This is a genomic window from Prosthecobacter sp. (genome assembly GCF_014879935.1).
GTDB lineage: Bacteria > Verrucomicrobiota > Verrucomicrobiia > Verrucomicrobiales > Verrucomicrobiaceae > Prosthecobacter.
The window spans coordinates 1-13782 of the sequence record NZ_JACSRD010000177.1; the positions used below are offsets into that span (position 1 = coordinate 1).

A 13782-nucleotide genomic window follows, 5' to 3' on the forward strand; every position below is an offset into this window, starting at 1 on the left:
AATGCAGCCCACTGCGGCACCGACTGGCAGTTCACCACCCAGGACGCCCGCATCAAGCTCAAGCGGCTTTACCCTTCAACTTTAATGACATGAGCCACTAGTCGTGGGCGCTGTTTCGGTTTCATTCGCCGGGGGCTGGATTTGGTCTTCATCGAAGGACAGCCCTCCTTGGCTTGGGGGGCAGCCTCGGTTGGGCGGGCGATCCCAGGAAACCGAGGAATAGGCAGGCCGCATTTACCGGGCGGACGGTCAGTCTCGCCTTGATTTCGTCCCCTGTTCAATCCGCTATGGGTCGTTGGCTGCCAACGAGATACCGGCCCCGACTGACGGCCCAGGCCGCCCCGCTCCTCACTCATACCGCCGCAACCGCAGGCTGTTCAGGATCACCGACACGCTGCTGAGGGACATGGCGGCGCTGGCGATCATGGGATTGAGCAGCCAGCCGGTCATGGGATAGAGCAGGCCGGCGGCCAGCGGGATGCCGAGGCCGTTGTAGAGGAAGGCGAACCAGAGATTCTGCCGGATGATCTTCATCGTCTCGCGGCTGAGCGCGAAGGCCTGCCGCAGGGAGCGCAGATCGCCTTTCACCAGCGTGATGGAGGCGCTCTGGATCGCCACATCGGTGCCGGTGCCCATGGCGATGCCGACATCGGCGGCGGCGAGCGCGGGGGCGTCGTTGATGCCATCGCCGGCGAAGGCCACGTGGCGGTCCTTGCCGCGGGCTTGATACACGTGCAGCAGCTTTTCCTTGGGCGAGACTTCGGCGGCGACTTCGTCGATGCCGAGGTCCTGCGCCACGCGCTGGGCGGTGGCGAGCGCGTCGCCGGTGATCATCTGCAGCTTCAAGCCGAGCGCGTGCAGGGACGCGATGGCCTGGGGGGTGGTTTCCTTGATCTTGTCCTTGATGGCGATGAGGCCCAGCGGCTTCTCATTGAGCACGACCACGACGACGGTGCAGCCCGCCGCCTGCAACTGGCTGGAGCGCGAAAGGCACTCGGCATCCAGGAGGACGCCGTTCTTCTTCAAGAACGAGGCCTGGCCGACAAAGACCTCGTTTTCGCCGATGTTCCCCAGCACGCCGCCGCCGGTGATGGCCTGGAAGTCCGTCACGGTGGCGAGCGGGATGTCGCGCTCCTTCGCGGCGTTCACGATGGCGGTGGCGATGGGGTGCTCGCTGAGGGCCTCGATGGCGGCGGCGCAGGCCAGCAGATCGCGCGCGGAAAGGCCGGGCAGCGGCACCACCTCGATCACCGAGGGCCGGCCTTCGGTCAGCGTGCCGGTTTTGTCGAGCATGACGATGTCGATCTGCTGCAGCCGCTCGAGCGTCTCGGCATTCTTGATGAGAACCCCGAGCTGTGCTCCACGACCCAGACCGACGGTGACGGCCATCGGGGTGGCCAGGCCGAGCGCACAGGGGCAGGCGATGATCAAAACGGCCACTGCATTGACGACCGCGAAGCCGAGCGAGGGCTCGGGACCGAATTTCCACCACAGCAGGAAGGTCAGCACGGCCACACCGACCACCGCAGGGACAAACCAGGCCGCGACACGATCCGCGATGCGTTGCACCGGCGCCCGGCTGGCTTGCGCCTTGGCGGTCATTTCGACGATCTGGCTCAGCATCGTGTCCGCACCGACGCGCTCGGCCCGCATGAGGAAGGTGCCGTTGCCATTCACCGTGCCGCCGGTGACAGCGGACTTCGTTTCCTTCGTCTGCGGCATCGATTCGCCGGTGAGCATGGACTCGTCCACGCTGGAGCTGCCTTCCATCACGACCCCATCGACGGGAATGCGCGTCCCTGGCTTGATGCGGATGACATCGCCCACCTGGATCTCTTCGACGGGAGTCTCGACCTCGCTGCCATCACGCACGACCAGCGCCGTTTTTGGCGTGAGGTTCATCAAGGCGCGGATCGCTGAGCCGGTGGCCTTGCGGGCCCGCAGTTCGAGCAACTGGCCGACCAGGACGAGCACGGTGATGACGGCGGCGCTTTCAAAATAGTAGGCCATGCCACCGTGGCCGGCTTGATGAGGCAGCGTTCCTGGAGCGAACAATGCCAGCGTGCTGTAAAGCCACGCGGCCAGGACGCCGAGGCCGATCAGCGTGAACATGTTGAAGCGCAAGGTGCGCAGCGACTTCAGGAAACGCGCGAGAAGCGGCCAGCCCACCCAGAACACGACCGGCGTGGCCCACACGAACTGCATCCACGCCGAGGCGTCGTGCGGAATGCTGCGGATGACCGGCAGATCCATGCCCATCGACAGCAAGACGACCGGGATGGTCATCGCCGCGCTCCAGCGCACCCGCCACCAGAGGTCCTTCACCTCGTCATCACCGCCATCGCCACAGCATTCGGGCTCGTTGCGCTTCGCGAGCGGGTTTTTCTCCAACGCCATGCCGCATTGCGGGCAGGAGCCCGGCTTGTCGGAACCGACGCCCGCGCACATCGGGCAGATGTAGGTGGTCTGAGACTTCAAGGACGCCGTGGGCGCAGGCTTCTCCTCGTGGGAGGAGCAATGCGGGCAGGATTTCGGCGCGTCAGACGGCATGGGCCAGAATAGCGGCACAAATCACGCCATCACCAGCCGATTCTTGGCGAATGACACCACTTGCTTGGTAGGGGGCGTTCGCCAGAACGCCGCATTCTGGCGAATGCGCCTACGATGCCACGCTCGCTTGGTAGGGGCGTTCGCCAGAACGCCGCATTCTGGCGAATGCACCTACGATGCCACGCTCGCCTGGTAGGGGCGCTCGCCAGAGCGCCGCATTCTGGCGAATGCGCCTACGATGCCACACTCGCCTGGTAGGGGCGTTCGCCGGAACGCCGCATTCTGGCGAATGCGCCTACGATGCGACGTTCATCCTTTCGTGATGCACTCGTCGAGATTCAGGATCGCGCTGGCCACGGCATACCAAGCGGCGAATTCGGGCACGGGGAGGTTTTTCGGGAGTTCGAAGCCGCTGGCGAGCTCGTCCGCGGCCTTCGTGTCGGCTTTGGCGGATTCAAACTGCGTTTCCCACAGCGATTTGAGCACGGCGAGCTCCTGCGGCTGCGGTTTGCGGGCCAGGGCGATGCGGAAGGCGTACTGAAGGCGCGAATCGAGGTCGTGGCTGGGCGATTCGCTGACGATGCGGCGGGCAAAGGCCTTCGTGGCTTCGACATAGACGGGATCGTTGAGCAGGGTGAGCGCCTGGAGCGGCGTGTTGCTGCGTGAACGGCGCACGACGCAGGCCATGCGGGCGCTGGCGTCGAAATTGACGAAGCTCGGATAAGGTGAGCCTCGCTTGAGCACGACGTAGAGGCCGCGGCGGTACTTTTCGTCGCCGGGACTGACGACGTAGCTGTACTGCTGTCCGCCGACCTTCTGCCAGAGCCCATCCGGCTGCGGCGGACGAATCGGCGCGCCGCCCTGCTTCAAACTGAGAAGACCGGCGATGGCGAGAGCGTTGTCGCGGATCGATTCGGCATCGAGGCGGAAACGCGGGCCGTGCCAGAGGAGGGTGTTGGAGGGATCGACCGAATGCGGATTGCGGAATGCGGATTGCGGAATGGCGGATTCCGAATTCCGCACTCCGAATTCCGCACTCTGTCGATAAGCGGCGCTCATGACGATCTTCTTCAGCACGTGCTTCATGTCCCAGCCGCTGTCCATGAACTCGACGGCGAGCCAGTCGAGCAATTCAGGGTGTGAAGGTGCCGCGCCTTTGATGCCGAAGTCTTCCAAGGTGGTGACGATGCCCTGGCCGAAGATCTCGGCCCACCAGCGGTTCACGGTGACGCGTGCAGCGAGCGGGTTGTCACGGCTGGCGAGCCATTTGCCGAGCGTGATGCGATTCGACGGGCCGTTGAGCTTGGCATTGAAGATCGCGGGAACGGCAGGTGTGACTTTCTCGGTCGGGTCGGTGTAAACGCCGCGCTTGAAGATGGAGGTCATGCGCGGCTCGGTCATTTCACGCATGACTTCCGTGGTGGGATTGGCGAGCGCGGTGATCTGCTTCTGCAACGCGGTCTTTTGCTTCTCCAGTTGGGCGAGCTGCTTGTCCTTGGGCTTCGCCGCCGTCGTGGCGTCGCTTTCTTCGACTTCGGGCAAGCAGGAGGCGACGTCGCCGGTGATGCTGGAGATGCGCAGGCAGCCCATGACGAGGCCGTTGCCAAAGTTTTGCTCCATGTGGATGCTGAGCTTCGACCCGGCGGGAATGGCGAGCGGTTTGGCGAGCTCAAACGCGGCCCAGTGCGGTTCGCCGAAGCGACGGCCGATGGCCCAGCCTTTTTTCTCGCCCTTGGTGATGAGGCTGGTGACCGCGTAGTTGCCCTGGGAGTAGTCGGCGAAGGCGGTTTTGAATTGCAGCGGCTGTTTTTTGCCGTCGGGCGTGGTGAGCGTGCAATCGAAGGTGTGGAGCACGAAATTCGGGCGGTTCGCGCCGCCACGGCCAGGCCCGTCGCCAGGAATGGAGGGATGCGTGAGCGCCTCGAGCATGATCCCATTCAATTCGCCCGCACTGAGGTCGGTTTCGAAGGTGTAGGTGTCCTTTTCCGGCACAGGGCCGGTGAGAAGCACGCTGCCATCGGCCTGCAGCTCGGATTCCGCATCGCTCTCGGTGATGAACGAGGTCGGTTTGAGAGCCTGGATGGGTTTCGCGGGGTCGATCTGGCCCGAACCTGCGGCGGCGGGTTTGCCGCGTCGTTCAGCGCCGGAGCCGACGATCTGCTTTTGTCGTGCGGCGATCTGGGCGTCGAGAGCTTTCATTTGCGCGACGAGCTGCTGGCGCTGCTCCTCGCGGCTGCGGTCCTTGATTTGATACGGGCTGCCGTTGAAACGGATCGACCCGGGCACCTTCGGATTGGAACGGTCGGCTTCCTTCTCGGTGTTGTTGTAGAAGGCGAGGAGCGAGTAGAAATCGCGCTGCGAGAAGGGATCGTATTTGTGATTGTGGCACTGCGCGCATTCGAGCGTGGTGCCGAGCCAGACGGCGCCCGTGGTGTTCACGCGGTCGATGACCTGATTGATGCGGCTTTCCTCCGGTTCGGTGCCGGCTTCGACGTTCGTGGGTGTGCAGCGATGGAAGCCGGTGGCGATGATTTGCTCGGGGGTGGCGTTGGGCAGCAGGTCGCCGGCGATTTGTTCGAGGGTGAACTGGTTGAACGGCATGTTCGCGTTGAGCGCGTTCACGACCCAGTCGCGCCAGGCCCAGATCTCGCGCAGGTCATCGCGCTGAAAGCCGTGGGAGTCGGCGTAGCGGGCGAGGTCGAGCCAGGGACGCGCCCAGCGAACGCCGAATTGTTTCGAGGCGAGAAGGCGGTCAACGAGATGCTCGATGCTGGATACTGGATGCTGGATGTGTTCCTTCACGAACACCTCAACCTCCTGCGGCGTGGGGGGCAGGCCGGTGAGATCGAAGGAGAGACGGCGGATGAGGATTTCGGGCGCGGCTTCGGGGGAGGGCGTGAGTTGGCTGGCTTCGAGCTTCGCGAGGATGAAGCGGTCGATCTCGGTTTGCGGCCAGGCTTTGTTCCGAACCTCGGGAAGCGGCGGGCGTACGGGCGGGATGTAGCTCCAGTGCTTGAGGGTTTCGATCTTGTCGGGCCACTGTGCACCGGCTGCGATCCAATCGCGCAGATGGCCGATCTGGGCCGGGGAGAGACGCTCGCCGCGTTTCGGCATGGCGTCCTTGTCCTCCTTCGGCAGGGCGACACGGCGGAGCAGCTCCGTGCCAATCTCAGCGTGCTTTGGCGATGCGATGTCGAGACGGAGGCGGCCTTTTTGTGTCTCGCTGCCGTGGCATTCGAAGCAGGCCCGCTGAAGCACGGGAAAGACGTCTTTCGCAAAATCCGCCGGCGCTGCCTGGGCGGCCGCGGCGGTGAGAACGAGGATGGGCACGAAGCGTGACATGCGTGCAGTGAACGACGGGCGGGGGCGGGACTTGCCTGCCGGAGTCGAAAACTCTTGCTACAACAGGCGGCGGGCATTGCGCAGGCCATCGGCGGTGATGACGGCGTGATTGCGGGCGGCGACCATGAAATCGAGGTGGTTCTGCCACTGCATGGGCCGTAGCGAGGCGATTCCGGTGCTGCGGCGGCTGAAGCCGTAGTCGGCGATCTCCCAGCCGTATTCGGAATGGCGGTTCCGGTAGTCGGCGCGGTGAATCCACGCGCCGAACTCGTCCTTCCGCCAGACTTCGGGATCATTGCCCGGAATGGTCTGCGCGAGTGCCCAGACGCGGCGGATGATCTCGGCGTCGTAGCCTTCGACGGAGTCTGGGACGGAGGAGGAATCGGGCATGGCGGGAAGAGAACAAACGTGGCGGGCGGCAGCAAGCAACTGTGTCAGTGCGGGAGCGAAAACTCAGACCCCGGCCCGGCTCTCCGAGGGCTGACGAGGCGAGGCAACGCGGTTCCGCCGGCGGTCACTTCTTCCCGGCGTCAGACCTGCCACCTTGAAGCTTTTTGAGCGCGTCCTCGATGCGTTTGCGGGCCTTGGGGTCGGGTGTGTTGAGCGTGTTCGCACGTTCGAGGTAGTCCAGCGCCTTCGCCTTGTCGCCGAGCGCCTGATGCGTGAGGCCGAGGTGCTCGAGAATCTCCGCGTCTTCGGGCGCCATCGGCTCCAGCAGCGATTCAGCATGTTCCAGGGCCTTCAAAGCGGCGGCGTAGTTGCCCTTCTTGTAGTGGAACCAGCCGAGGCTGTCGATGTAGGCCGGCTGCTCAGGCATCAGCTCGTTTGCCTTGGCGATCAATTCGCCCGCCTTGTCGAGCCGGGCGCCCTGCTCCAGCCACATGTAGCCGAGGAAGTTCATGGTGTTTGCCGCAGCCTTCGCCTCCTCCCGTGGCGTGAGCGTGATCGACTTTTCCAGCATGCGGGAGGCGTCCTCAAAACGCGCCATGCGCTCCAGCGTGACGCCGAATTGATAATAGAACAGGTGATCCAGCAGCTCTGCTTGCGTGGAGCCGGCATGCTGTTCCGCCGCGGCGAAGTGTTTCACTGACGCGGCCCATTCCTCACGCGAACGATGCGCGATCGCGAGCTGGTAGTGTACCAAGGGATGATCCGGGAACAACCGCACGCTGCGCTGGCCGACGCGCACCATGTCATCGTATTTCTGCGTCTGGTAGAGCCCCCAACCGAGCTTCACATAGTCACCGATCTCGCCGCCGCCGTTCTGGATGGCCGCCTCAAGGTGCGGGATGGCTTTTTCAGGCTGTTTGAGCTTGTCGTATTCGTTGGCGAGCAGTCGCTGGTGCTCGGCATCGTCAGGCGCTTGTTTGACGATCTCCTGCAGCGTGGCGAGCGCCTTGTCCTTCTGCTCCGTGGCACCGTAGAGGCGGTAGAGCAGCTTGCGGGCGTCGAGGCTGTTGTGCTTGGCGGCCACCTCCTCGCAAAGCTCCCGTGCGCGGTCGGGGTTGTTCGTCAGGAGATAATGACGGGCGACTTCCAGCGTGATCGCCTCGGCATTTGATTTGGAGGCATGCTTCAGCGCATTCTCAAAGAAGGGTTCGACGCGCTGGCGATATTCCAGGCCAAACTCTGTCTGTCCCAGCGGCCAGACCCGCTCTGCCGTGCGGCCGGTGGCCAGCCAGTAGTTCGGATCACGGCTGGGCTGGTTCGCGGCCTGATCCATGACGGCGATGGCCTTTTCCCGCTCGTTCTGCGTGAGGTAAAACAGCACCGCCGCCTCATAAACCTCCGCGTGCCGGGGAAACTGCTCCAGCGCCTGCGTGATGGCCTTGAGCGCCCGGTTGTCTTTCTCGAACAGGTCCTCCGGCGGATAAGTGCTGGCAAAGCGGGCCAGATTCAGCAGCGGAGCCGGGGAATTCGGGTTCGCGGTGACCGCGTCCTCCAGGATCTTCATCGCGGCCGGCCGCCCCTGGAACTGCATGGCGATTCCGGCCGTGTGATCAGCCAGCTCGGCATTCGTGGGATCGGCTTTGAAGACCGCCAGGTAGTGGTCCAGCGCCTGGCGCAGCTTTCCAGACGCCTCAAACTGCAAGGCGGCACTGTAATGCGCCAGCACATCCGCAGTGATCGCTCCACCGGGCTTGAGCCCGAGGTCGGAGGAATCAACGGCGGTGTTTCCGAGCGAAAGATCCGCCTTCACCACGGCCTGCACAGGTTCCACGGCGAAAATCGCCGCGGAAACCAATGCCGCGCAGACCGGACCGCGCCAATGCACGACACAGCGCCCGGCGCCTCGATCCCATCGATTCGCACTGCGGAGACAAGCCATGCCGTGAGGCTAACGGTTACGCCTTGTAGCGCAAACGCTTCTTGTGGCGGTTGGCGCGCATGCGCTTCTTGCGCTTGTGCTTGTTGATCTTCGTTTTTCTCCGCTTTTTGAGCGATCCCATGGTTCGTGTTCTCCTGTTGTGTTGGCTTGATCTTAGTGGACGACCTTGTTCAAGGGGTATTCCACGATGCCCTCGGCACCCAGCGATTTCAGCCGCGGGATGATCGTGCGCACGGTGGTCTCGTCAATGACCGTTTCCACGGCCACCCATTCCGGGCTGGCGAGCTGTGAAACCGTCGGCGACCGCTGCGAAGGCAGGGTGGCGACGACTTCCTCGAGCTTTGCCGTCGGCACGTTCATCTTGAGCCCCACCTTGTCGCGGGCCTCCAGAGCGCCTTTCAGCAGCAGCACGAGCGTCTCCATCTTCTGCCGCTTCCATTCATCACGGGCGGCGGGTTTGCTGGAGACAAATTGCGGGTAGCTTTCCATCAGCGTGTCCACGATGCGCAGCTTGTTCGCGCGCAGGGACGAGCCTGTTTCGGTGATGTCGACGATGGCATCGACGAGTTCCGGTACCTTCACTTCCGTGGCACCCCAGCTGAACTCGACCTCGGCCTTCACGCCGTGCTGCTCGAGATAGCGCTGCGTCAATCCCACGGCTTCCGTGGCGATGCGCTTGCCCTCCAGATCCTTCACGCTCTTCACCGGGGAGTTTTCCGGCACCACGAGCACCCAGCGCGTGGGCCAGGAGGTGGCCTTGCTGTAGCGCAGGTCGGTGATCACCTCGACATCCGCGCCGTTTTCCACGATCCAGTCGCGTCCTGTGATGCCGCAGTCGAGGAAGCCATGATCGACATACCGGCCGATCTCCTGGGCGCGCAGCAGGCGGATTTCCAGCTCCGCGTCATCGACCGCCGGGCGGTAGGAGCGGGAGGAGACGACCACGTTGAACCCCGCGCGCTTGAACAGCTCAAGCGTCGGCTCCTGCAGGCTGCCTTTGGGCAGGCCCAGGCGGAGGATGTTCTTCGTTTCGGACATGGTTCGGGGGAAAGGGGCGCGCATCCTAGCGGCATTCTTCCGGCTGGCTAGGGGAAAATCAGGCCGAATGCCGCCGCCGTCGGCCGGGCGTCATTTCCCCTTCTTCCGGGCCGGCGGGGGCGGCAGCGCATCGGGGCCGAAACTGGTCGGATCGCTCAAAAGCCGCGGTTTTTCGAAGACGGAAAGCTGGTCGCCCTGCTGTTTCAGCCAGACGTCGAGCTTTTCGCGCAACCGAGCCAGTTCGGCGGCTTTGGCCGGATCAGCCGCCAGATTCTGCTGCTCGTGCGGATCGGTTTGGAGGTCGTATAGCTCCTCGGCTGGTCGTTCGTGGTAGCGTTTCAGGATGGCGGCGGCTTGTGGGTCGGTTTTGGCCTTTTCCTCCCAGGTGGCGAAGAAATCGCGCTGCCCCAGCTTCACTGGCAGGTCGATGTGCGTGGTGAAGGCGAACTCGGGATGCAGGTTCCGGATGTATTTCCAGCGTTCGTCACGCACGGCACGGGTGGGATACACGTTGAAGCGGTTGTCATTGCTGTGCGTGGTGAAGATCAGATCGCGATGCGTGGTCGTTTCACCACGCAGGACGGCCAGAAACGACTTTCCGTCGATCTCAGCGGGCGGCTGGCCCCCGGCAGCGTCGATCAGCGTGGGCAGAAAGTCCGTCCACTGCACCATCGCCCGGCTGCGGCTGCCGGGTTTCACGATTCCGGGCCAGGAGACGATCAACGGCACGCAGACGCCGCTTTCGTAGCAGTTCCACTTCCCAAACGGCCACTGCGCCCCGTGATCGGCGCTGAACAGGACCATTCCGTCCGACCCGAAGGCCGTCAGCAATGCGCCGAGGTCGTCGTCCGCCTTGGTGACCGCCGCCGCATACTTCGCACGCCATTCGCGTGTCTTCGGCGTGTCGATGCTGCCCGCAGGCAGCGTGAGAGACTTGCCATCGTAACCCAGGTCCTTTTCCGGCCACGGCACGTGCGGCCAGTTCGTCCCGACCATGAGGCAAAGCGGCTTCGCACCCTCCTTCGACCGCTTTTTCAGCCAATCGACCGCATGGGCGATGCTTTCATGCTGATGAAAGCCATCGTCGGAGAAATGATCGAAGCCGTAGTCAACCGTGTGCTTGTAGTGCGATACCTTGCCAAACGCGACGACCTCATAGCCGATCTCCTGAAAATACGCGGGCCACTTTTTGATTTCTGCCCGGGGCTTCGAGTGATTCGCCTCCGCGCCGTTGCGGGCGGGCATCAAACCGGTGAGCAAGGCCGCCCGGCTCGGCGCACAGCTCGGAGAAGCCACATAGGCCCGCTCAAATGTCATCCCAGCGTCTGCCAGCCGCTGCATGTTCGGTGTGCGGATGTTCTTTTCGCCATACGGCGAGCAATCGAGCTGGCTTTGATCGTCGGTGAGGAAGACGAGGATGTCCGGCTGCTTCCCCGCGAGGGACGAAACGAGCATGAGGAACGATGATGCGAGCAGGGCGGTGGCCTTCATGGGAAACGGGAACGCGAATGGCTGCGGTGCGTTGCAGCCTTCGATGCGCGGATGGCTATCTCAAACGCACATCCATCTCCTGCCGCTGAGTCGGCTATTCTCGTCCTTTCGCCCTTTTGCCCTTCGGTTTGGGCATCTGGGCACCAAGCGCAGGGCCGTTGTCCTGCGGCATGGATTGATGCCAGGCGAGCACGTCCTGCTTCATCCGGGCGACGATCTCGGGGTTTTGGCCGGCAAGGTTGGTGACCTCGGACCTGTCGTAGGCCAGATCATAGAGCTGGGGCTTCGTGCCGTCGTATTCACAGAGGAATTTCCACGTGCCTTCGCGCATGGCGAGGTCCGGCAGGCGTTCAGGCAGCGTGGGCGACACGGTTTTGCGGTCCGGCGGCCGCCGCCAGAAAATGGGCGCTTTGCGTGAGACTTCTTCTTGGCCCAGAAGGGCTGGCGAGATGTCTTCGCCATCAAACGCAACGCCCTTGGCGTCGATGTTGAGGATCGCCAGCAGCGAAGGCGCGAGATCGAAGGCGGCGAAGACCGACTTCTCGTTCTGCGTGCCCGCCTTGCTCTTGTCGATCAATCCCGGGCCCCATACGACGAGCGGCGAGCGCGTGCCGCCTTCATAGAGCGTGGTCTTTGAGCCGCGGAACGGTCCCGCGCTCCCGGCTCCCGGTTCGGGGCCGTTGTCCGAGCAGATGAGCACGAGCGTGTTGTCACGCAGTTCGGGTGTTTCGCGGATGTGATCGAAGAGCTTGCCGAACTGGCGGTCCATTTCTTCCAAGACGGAGAGGTAGAGCCCGCGTTTGCCCTCCGCCCATTTGTCCACCGGCGGCCACCACGGCCCATGCACGTCATCGGGCCACAGATTGACGAAAAACGGCTTCTTCGCCGCGGCAGCCTTGTCGATGAAGGGAATCGCGGCGTCGATGAACCCGCCGGTGATCTTCGAGCGCAGCATCCACGTCACCGGTTCGCCGAGGCGCACGGCGTCCGCCCAGATCTGCTTCGGTTCGGTGTCGCCGGGCTTGAGGGTCAGCGGCAGCAGCTTGGCGCCCATGCCTTCAAAGTTCGTGAGCGACTTGTCGAAGCCGTAGGCAGTGATCGGCGGGGCGTCATCCACATCACGTTGACCGCCCAGATGCCATTTGCCGAAATGCCCGGTGGCGTAGCCGCGATCATGCAGAATCCGTGCGAAGGTCGGTGCCTTCAGGTCGAGCCACTGGGCCACGCCGCGGCGTTCATTGTCGGCACGGTTGTTCAGATACGAGGTGACCTTCCACCGCTGTGGATACTGCCCGGTCGTCAAAGCACAACGCGAGGGCGAGCAGATGGGCGAGTTCACGTAGAACTGGGTGAAACGGATGCCCTCGGCGGCCATGCGATCCACGTTGGGAGTTTTGGCCTCCTGATTGCCGAAACAGGAGAAATCGCCCCAGCCCATGTCATCGATGAGCACCATGACGACGTTCGGCTTGTCGGCGGCGAGACTGGTGCAGGCGAGAATCAGGGAGAGAAGCAGTTGGAGGCGCATGACAGGTGCTCAAACGCCACCGGGCAGGAGCCTTATCGGGGCGCAATCCTCCAGAAGCTATCAAGTCCCCACCTTTGGGGTTCGAAATCCGCGTTGACGCTTCCGCATTGGGGAATACTCTCCGCGCCTTCCGGACGCATCAACAAATCATGATTCGTCCATGTAACCCATAAGATCACCATCATGTCCCGTAGTTTCATCTTCTCCTCCGAGTCCGTCGGCGAAGGCCATCCTGACAAAGTTTGCGACACCATCTCCGATGCCATCCTCGACGCCTGCCTCGCCGTGGACAAGACCAGCCGCGTGGCCTGCGAAACCTTCGCGAAGAGCAACATCGTCGTCGTCGGCGGGGAGATCACCATCCCGAAGCTCCAGAACAAGAAGCTCGGCACCACCAAGCCGATCGACCAGGTCATCAACGTCGGCCAGGTCATCCGTGATGCCGTCCGTGGCATCGGCTACACCAACGACGACGACGTCTTCCACGCCGACAAGCTCTTCATCAACAACTACCTCACCATCCAGAGCCCCGACATCGCCCAGGGCGTGGACGCCGCTGCTGCTGAAGGCAAAAAGACCGCCGAACAGGGCGCTGGCGACCAGGGCATCATGTTTGGTTATGCTTGCGATGAAACGCCGGAGCTCATGCCCGCGCCGATCATGTACGCGCACCGCCTCGGCCGTGAATTGACCCGCATCCGCAAAGCTGGCAAAGCCGCCAAGTGGCTGCGTCCGGACGCGAAGTCCCAGGTCTCCGTCGAATACGTCGATGGCAAGCCCACCCGCATCGTGAACGTCGTCATCTCCACCCAGCATGCCGAAAGCGCCACGCACGCGGAGATCGAGAAGTTCTGCATCGAGCAGGTCGTCAAGAAGGTGCTGCCGAAGAACATGCTCACGAAGGACACCGAGTATCTCATTAACCCGACCGGCAAGTTCGTCGTCGGCGGCCCTCAAGGCGACAGCGGTCTCACCGGCCGCAAGATCATCGTTGATACCTACGGCGGCATGGGCCGTCACGGTGGTGGCGCCTTCTCCGGCAAGGACCCGTCCAAAGTGGACCGCAGCGCCGCCTACATGGGCCGCTGGGTCGCCAAGAACGTCGTCGCCGCCGGCCTCGCCTCGAAGTGCGAGGTACAGTTTGCCTACGCCATCGGTCATCCGCAGCCGGTCAGCGTTCACATCGATACCTTCGGCACCGGCGTCATCGGTGACGATGCGATCCTCGACGCGGTGCTCAAGGTCTTCTCCTTCAAGCCCGCTGACATCGTGAAGCAGCTCAACCTGCTCCGCCCGATCTACAGCAAGAGCACCAACTACGGCCACTTCGGCAAGTCCGACGCCGACCTCACCTGGGAATCCACCAGCAAGGCCGACGCCCTCAAGAAGGCCGCGAAGTAATTTGCCCCGAAAACATCTCGAAAGCCGCGCAGCGACCCTGCGCGGCTTTTTTGTGCGATCCTCCAGTGACAGGCTCGGTAGTTTTAATTGGTCACAGCGCTTT

Annotated in this window: 9 protein-coding genes; 1 reads left to right on the forward strand and 8 read right to left on the reverse strand. The window is 63.1% G+C overall.

From position 1 onward, the window contains the following. Positions 1 to 348: 348 nt before the first annotated feature. The 8 genes from IAE77_RS18745 to IAE77_RS18780 all read right to left on the reverse strand — a co-directional run bounded on the left by IAE77_RS18745 (position 349) and on the right by IAE77_RS18780 (position 12278). Positions 349 to 2550, reverse strand: a complete 2202-nt coding sequence (locus IAE77_RS18745; protein WP_294229805.1) for a copper-translocating P-type ATPase — start codon at positions 2548 to 2550, stop codon at positions 349 to 351. A 309-nt stretch (positions 2551 to 2859) separates the two neighbouring features. After that, the gene (locus tag IAE77_RS18750; RefSeq protein WP_294229810.1) at positions 2860 to 5892 is read right to left on the reverse strand and encodes a DUF1553 domain-containing protein; all 3033 of its coding nucleotides are present in this window, start codon (positions 5890 to 5892) and stop codon (positions 2860 to 2862) included. A 57-nt stretch (positions 5893 to 5949) separates the two neighbouring features. Continuing rightward, positions 5950 to 6282 (reverse strand): hypothetical protein, encoded by a 333-nt coding sequence (locus IAE77_RS18755; protein WP_294229813.1) that lies wholly within the window; start codon positions 6280 to 6282, stop codon positions 5950 to 5952. Between the two features lie 124 nt (positions 6283 to 6406). Next, positions 6407 to 8113 (reverse strand): tetratricopeptide repeat protein, encoded by a 1707-nt coding sequence (locus IAE77_RS18760; RefSeq protein ID WP_294229814.1) that lies wholly within the window; start codon positions 8111 to 8113, stop codon positions 6407 to 6409. Between the two features lie 124 nt (positions 8114 to 8237). Further along, complete coding sequence (locus IAE77_RS18765) at positions 8238 to 8342, reverse strand: AURKAIP1/COX24 domain-containing protein (protein WP_294229817.1); 105 nt, start codon at positions 8340 to 8342, stop codon at positions 8238 to 8240. A 32-nt stretch (positions 8343 to 8374) separates the two neighbouring features. Further along, positions 8375 to 9259 carry an ATP phosphoribosyltransferase gene (gene hisG, locus IAE77_RS18770; RefSeq protein WP_294229819.1) on the reverse strand — a complete coding sequence of 295 codons (885 nt, stop codon included), beginning with the start codon at positions 9257 to 9259 and terminating at the stop codon, positions 8375 to 8377. A gap of 90 nt (positions 9260 to 9349) precedes the next feature. Beyond that, entirely contained in the window at positions 9350 to 10750 is a 1401-nt protein-coding gene (locus IAE77_RS18775) for a sulfatase (protein ID WP_294229822.1), read from the reverse strand. A gap of 94 nt (positions 10751 to 10844) precedes the next feature. Continuing rightward, positions 10845 to 12278 (reverse strand): sulfatase-like hydrolase/transferase, encoded by a 1434-nt coding sequence (locus IAE77_RS18780; protein WP_294229825.1) that lies wholly within the window; start codon positions 12276 to 12278, stop codon positions 10845 to 10847. Positions 12279 to 12461: 183 nt separating this feature from the next. Here IAE77_RS18780 and metK point away from each other — a divergent pair, with 183 nt between their 5' ends. Then, positions 12462 to 13679 carry a methionine adenosyltransferase gene (gene metK, locus IAE77_RS18785; RefSeq protein WP_294229828.1) on the forward strand — a complete coding sequence of 406 codons (1218 nt, stop codon included), beginning with the start codon at positions 12462 to 12464 and terminating at the stop codon, positions 13677 to 13679. Positions 13680 to 13782 lie beyond the last annotated feature (103 nt).